Origin of the sequence: Methylobacterium variabile (assembly GCF_001043975.1) — a bacterium.
Taxonomy (GTDB): domain Bacteria; phylum Pseudomonadota; class Alphaproteobacteria; order Rhizobiales; family Beijerinckiaceae; genus Methylobacterium; species Methylobacterium variabile.
Genome location: NZ_LABY01000199.1, coordinates 1 through 5268, shown reverse-complemented (window position 1 = coordinate 5268; position 5268 = coordinate 1). Strand labels below are relative to the sequence as shown.

Here is a 5268-nt window from a genome sequence, read left to right as displayed (position 1 = left end):
TCATGGGCATCCTCTGCCTCGCCTCCACACTGCTGTGGATCAAGTGACAACAGGCCCTAATTTGCAAAATAGGTCATCCAGCATCGTCGAAATTATGATCAGAAAATTTTAAAATAGATTTTACTCATATTCATGTCGTGCATCGGATTTTTACGTGGTATTTGCTTGATAAACCACACGAATGAGGGCGTTATAACTCACATTTATGATATACTATGATTGTTTTACTTCAAGTTACGAATCAAGGCAAAGATCAAGGTACGTGACAGAAGTGCCTCAGTGAGGTGGTTGGCCCTGGCGCAGCCGTCGTGTAAGTTCATTCTATTGGCATGGAGAACCGGATAGATGCTCATATCGTCAAGGACAAATAAACACATAACGAAGCGGTGGCGCAGGTGCTTTTCTAAGTCGACCACGGCTTTTATCAGGCATTTGCGCTCTAAGTGCGGCTGCACGGCCATTAAATAAGATAAATCCAGTATTTATAATAGGCGAAGACATTATGATCACTGCCGACGGTTCTGATGGATTGCGAACCCTGCTACTCACAGTCATGTTCGCACGCATTCTTGCCGATAAAGAACGGGCAAACAATGAACGCCTTGCCGCCGCTTTTCGGCGATCAACTGGCGTTGGCAGAGACGATCAACGACTTTTTTTAGGGCCGAAAGCTAGCCGTAGACTTAATCCGAGTTCATCTGGCAGATGATCCGTGACGTTCCTTCGAGGCGGTCGAATACGCCACCTTGAAATAGATTGACTGCTACAACCACCATCCCATGCCTGCTCACGCCGGGTGGTAACGCTCCTCTCGCCAAAGCTGAATCGCGCTATGATGCACGCACCCTACTCTAAATCCTGGCTTCCGGTCCCAAGTCAAAATGCCTCCGAAGAACCAGGCGCTGCTGATCGTATCGATCAAACGGCAGCAGCGCTCGTAAACAGCGAGGACACACAATTCATCTTAGCAGTCCGTCAAGTTTTCATATGAAAAACAGTATTTTAGCAATTTGTAAAAAATCAAGCGGCCAATGTGTTCTATTAAATCTTGCGCATGATATGATCTGCTTCGGGAGTCCTGATATAACCGTCCGGCTGTATGTAAGATTTTTTGGTGAAAAAAAACTTGATGGGTAAAAATACTGTTGAGCATTCGAGAATGGTGACTATATATAACAGTATCCGCTATCGAATCCCCTAAAATCAAAAGCGAAAGAAGTTAAACCATGGAAGAGGCTCTTGACTATCTGACGCGCACGTTTGGCGTTTTTGTGAAAAACGTTTTAAACGTTGGTGCATATGAAGGCAGACATGTGGAAGTACTGAGAAAATATTGTCTTGGTAGAATAGTGCTAGTAGAAGCAGTTCCCGAATTCCATGAAAGACTCGCGCATAACATCAAAGGGAAACCCAATCTATTTTCTATCAACGCTCTCTGTTCTGAAACTCCAGGAATATTAACGAGTTTCTACATATCTTCTAATGAAGAATCATCGAGCATGTTAGAATTTTCAAGGCACAAGGATCTTTACCCTCATATACAAGTTGCCAGAGTAGATAATTATTGCTCGGAATCTGTAAGTAGCATTATATATAATAGATTTCCGGAAACGATTTTCAATGTTCTTGTTCTCGAAACTCAGGGGGCTGCGCTACAGATATTGAAGGGCGCTGATGATTATCTCTGCGATGTCGAAGCTATTTATGTAGACGTAAGCGAGGTTATGATCTACGATAACTCACATATTTTGACTGAAATACTACTGTATCTACAGCAGAAAGATTTTGGGATGAAGTGGTTAAAAGTAAATCCCAATCTTCATGGATATGCTCTTTTTGTTAGGAATAACATAAAAAGCAAAATTGTTGCTAGCAAGCAATTTAAAGGTACAAATGTTGCCGTTGGCAAGAGCGCGCAACAAAGTTCTACGTCTAAATTTTCAACTCCAAACGATGCAAATGGAGCGATAAATGGGCAAAAAACAGGCTCATACGGTTTTCATACAGAGATAGAAGATTGTCCTTGGTGGAAAGTCGACTTACATGACACATATGAAATAACTGAGATCGTAGTTTTTAACCGTATCGATGCCGCTGCGCATCGGTCCTCAAGCGTGATAGTGTCTATTGGAACAGACGAGTTTAACTGGCAAATAGTTCATAATCAGCAGGGCGTTGTATTCGGTGGAATAGATGGGAACCCACTTCGCGTTTCAGTGCCGCGAGAACGCGCAAGATTTGTAAAAATCCAACTCGCAACTAAGGATTATCTGCACCTTGACGAGGTGGAAATCTATTCGGAAATCTAATTTTTATAGCATTAGACATGCACATTGTCATCTCAACGGCGCGAAATAGTAGCCATCAAATGGAATTATTTGATGATGACGCAATATTATTCCCGATATTCTAACACGTGCATGTTAGATCTGTTCCTGTCCTGCCCCTCGCTGGGCGGGTGAGCAACAGGCCGGAGTCATAGAGCCCGCACTCAGCGCGGGCGCCCAGCCCATTGCAGGGGAGTGCACCGTCCTTGGCGGCAAACTCCCCTGGGATAAGCCCAGCAAGGCTCGTGTGGAACCGGGCATCGGTGATCCCGTGCTGGTGGCACGGATTGGCGGTCCTCATCCTCGCGTCGTGATCCCGGAGCACCGTGATGATCGGTTCCACGCTGAAGCGGCTTTGCGCATAGTCCATCTCCATTTGGATGGGCCCAATTTACAAACAGCAGAATTTAGGGGAGAAGGTCAGCCACCATACCCCCTTCGGTCGCCAGTGGCTGAAGCGGCGAAACACGCTGCTCCACTCCGCCGAAGTAATTACCCAGGGGGGGTTGCTTGGTTGCGGCGTGACGCCAGCGAGGGGCCGATGTGGGGCGCTCGCGAGGCCCCTTGCCGGCAGGCAACTTCGCTGATTCCTTCGTGAGATGGGCCGCAGCGAGCTGGAACGCCTGAGCAAGGAGGAGTTGATCGAGCTGGTGCTGCGGCTGCAGCGCCCGGAGAAGACCTCGCGCACCTCCTCCAAGCCACCCTCCACCGACCGCAAGGAGCGGCGCGAGCAGGCCAAGCCTGACGGCGCCAAGCCGGTTCATGAGGGCCACAGCCGGACGCTCAGCCCCGATCCCGACGAGACCGTCGCTCACCGCCCGAGTCAGTGCCCCTGCTGCGGCGGTGCCCTGGCGGCCGACCTCCCGACCGAGATCGTCAGCGTGTGCGCGCAGAGCGAGCTGCCCGCGGTAGCACCGATCGCCACCCAGCACAGCGGCTCGCGGTGCGTTGCCCGTCGTGTGGCAGCCGCGTAATGGCTCCAGTACCGCAGGCCGCACGCGGCACGCCGTTCGGCCCGCGGCTGCACGCGGTGGCGACCTACCTGAAGACCTTCCAGGCCCTCTCCTACGAGCGCCTGCAGGCGGTGATGGCCGATCTGTTCGGGCTGACCCTCAGCCAGGGCGGGCTGATGAACCTGCTTCGTCGCGCCCAGGGGCAGTTCCGTGCCGGTCGCGAAGCGGCGGTCGCGGCGCTGCGCCGGGCTGAGGTGGTGACCTCGGACGAGACTGGCGTGTGCATCGAGGGCAGCAACGCGTATCATTGGGTCTTCCGCTCGGACGCGGCGGTCGTTCATCACGCCGCCCCGACGCGGGCTGCCTGCGTCGTGCACGCGATGATGGACGGACACCGGCCCGCGGTGTGGCTGTCGGACCGCTACACCGCCCAGCAGAGCCACGGCGTTCGTCACCAGACCTGCCTGGCGCATCTGGCACGCGACGTCGCCTACGCGGTCGAGGTCAGCGAGGATCCGGTGCCGCTGCGCCTGGAGCTCTGGCTCGGGTCCGTGTTCAGCCTAGCCAAGCGCGTCACCGATCTGGCCGCCTCGACGCTCTCGGCCAAGCGCCGGGCGCTGGAACGGCGGCTGTCGGAGATCCTGTCCGTCCCGAGCCAGTGCGACCTGACCCGCGCTCTGCAAGCCAAGATCGGGCGAGCTCGTGATCAGCTCCTGGTCTTCCTCGACCATCCCGGCCGCGTGGAGGTCACCAACAACGGGTGTGAGCGAGCCCTGCATCCGGCGGTGGTGCAGCGGAAGGTGACGAACGGCTACCAGGCGATGTGGGCGGCCGCAGGCGAGGCGGACGTGCGCACGGTCGTCAACACCGCTCGCCTATCGGGAGCCAGCACCTTCGCCACCCTCCTCAAGACCATCGGCGCCTGATCGCGCCCCGCGCCGCCCACCTCATCGCAGATAAGCTCAGCCGGCACCGGCCAGCCCCCCTGGGTAATTACCCGCCGAACGCCTCGGGCAGATCGCGCCAGGGCGAACCGGGTGCGTACGATCCACAGAACACTTTCCGCGAACATCCGGTTGTCGCGGCCTGTCGAGCTGCACTAATCGGGCGGGCCGATGATCAGCGGCGTTATACCGCGGCGCATAGGATTTGGCGCGTAGCAGGTTTTCATCGGAGCGCGGGCGTGATGCGCTGCTGCTCCTGATCTGGGGAGGAGCCTGTGACGCGTGCCGTGACCATCCGGATCGACGCCGCCACGGTCACCGAGTTGCGGCGGCAGGCCAAGCGGGAGCCGCGCCGGCGCGCCGCCCTGCGCCTGCTGGCAGGGGCCAGCGCACTCGACGGCATAGCCGAGGCCGCGCAGGCGGCTGGGAGCGAGCGGCAGGCGCTCTGCGACGCCGTCAAACGCTTAACGCCGAAGGTCTCGCCGGCCTGGTCGATCGCCCGCCCGCCCGGCCGCCAGCCGGACCGCCTGAGCGAGGGCGAGCAGGCGGTGCCGGTCCACCGCATCCTGCGCGAGCCTATCCCGACCGCGGTGAGCTCGCCAACTGGACCTGTGCCACTTCATCGAGACCCGCTTCGGCAGGACCTTGCTGCCCCAGTCGATGTCGCGCCTGGTGCGGCGACCGGGCTTGTCGAAAAAGAGGACCCGCCCCGTGATCCTCCCTCGGTTTCGCGGACACCTCTGCTACGCTCGTTACGGGCGGGGAAGGTGTTTGATGGCAAAGACACGACGCGAATTCACCCCCGAGTTCAAACGCGAGGCGGTCGCCCTGCTCGAGAGCAGCGGCCGGTCGCAGATGCAGGTCGCCGCGGAACTCGGGATCCAGCCCTCCATGCTGCGCCAGTGGCGAACCGTGCTGATGGACGGCTCCCCGCCAAAGCGACCCGCAGGCTTGCCGGGCCTCGCTCCTACGAGCCCGGTTGCCTCGCCGTCCGATCAGGCAGCTGAGATCGCCCGCCTGCGCCGCGAACTCGACCGGACGCGC

General features: G+C 56.8%; 2 protein-coding genes and 2 pseudogenes. All 4 read left to right on the top strand.

Features of this window, described 5'->3' with window-relative positions:
- Window positions 1-1226: 1226 nt before the first annotated feature.
- Window positions 1227-2309: an FkbM family methyltransferase gene (locus VQ02_RS36105; protein WP_083469467.1), complete on the top strand. Its 1083-nt coding sequence runs from the start codon at window positions 1227-1229 to the stop codon at window positions 2307-2309.
- A gap of 617 nt (window positions 2310-2926) precedes the next feature.
- Window positions 2927-4206 (top strand): annotated as a pseudogene (gene tnpC / locus VQ02_RS26140) (IS66 family transposase).
- A 621-nt stretch (window positions 4207-4827) separates the two neighbouring features.
- A pseudogene (locus tag VQ02_RS40095) lies at window positions 4828-4926 on the top strand (helix-turn-helix domain-containing protein); the annotation flags it as partial.
- Between the two features lie 72 nt (window positions 4927-4998).
- Window positions 4999-5268 (top strand): transposase (locus VQ02_RS26130; RefSeq protein WP_048447170.1); only part of this gene is annotated, 270 nt, incomplete at its 3' end.

Bases quoted from the DNA above. Each gene is read 5' to 3' on its own strand.
- VQ02_RS36105 (WP_083469467.1), top strand. From the start codon at position 1,227: ATGGAAGAGGCTCTTGACTATCTGACGCGCACGTTTGGCGTTTTTGTG.